We start from the raw sequence: 885 nt of genomic DNA on the forward strand, positions 1-885 counted from the left end.
GTTCTCGACTGTCAGCAAAGGACCACTCATGCTCCCATCACCTCTTCGGCGCGCCAGCAAGCGGCGGCGTGGCCTGGCCTGACATCACTCAGAATGGGTGTTTTCTCGCGGCAAATGTCGATCGCAAACGAGCAGCGTGGCGCAAAGCTGCAGCCCACAATGGGGTCGCGAAGGCTTGGCACAATCCCGGGAATTTCCGGAAGGCGACTTTGTCGGCCGCGCCGCCGGTCAGGCACCGATCGCATGAGGCCCTGGGTGTACGGGTGCGCCGGACGCGAGAACAAATCTATCACGTTCGCTTGTTCCACGATCCGCCCAGCATACATTACGATCACCCGCTGGCACGTCTCGGCGACAACGCCCAGATCATGCGTGATGAACATCACTGCCGTTCCTGTGCGCTCTTTCAGGTCGACGATGAGTCGCAGAATCTGTGCCTGGATTGTGACGTCGAGGGCCGTAGTCGGCTCGTCGGCAATCAACAGGTCCGGTGAGCAGGCAAGAGCCATGGCGATCATGGCGCGCTGGCGCATGCCTCCCGACATCTCATGCGGATAGTTGTTGACGCGACGCTCGGGGTCCGCGATGCGGACGAGACGGAGCATCTCTTCGGCCTTTGCCATGCCCACCGAGCGGGAGGCTTTCGTGTGGATCTGCACCGCCTCTGCGATCTGGCGGCCGACCGTATAAACCGGGTTCAGACTGGTCATCGGTTCTTGGAAAATCATGGCGATTTGGTCGCCGCGAATTTTTCGCATCTCACGATCGGACAGGTCGAGGAGGTCGCGTCCGTGGAAGCGGACTTCACCGCCGACAGTCTTCGCGCTCAGCTTCGGCAGCAGGCGAAGAATGGAGAGGGCAGTGACGCTCTTCCCGCATCCCGAT

The 885-nt window shown here is 61.0% G+C and carries 1 protein-coding gene; it reads right to left on the reverse strand.

Annotated elements, in window-relative coordinates; genetic code table 11:
• Positions 1–26: 26 nt before the first annotated feature.
• Positions 27–885: ABC transporter ATP-binding protein (locus EN984_RS36190; protein WP_164765997.1), on the reverse strand; the 859-nt coding region annotated here is incomplete at its 5' end.

Origin of the sequence: Mesorhizobium sp. M7A.F.Ca.CA.004.12.1.1, from assembly GCF_003997835.1 — a bacterium.
Lineage (GTDB): Bacteria > Pseudomonadota > Alphaproteobacteria > Rhizobiales > Rhizobiaceae > Mesorhizobium.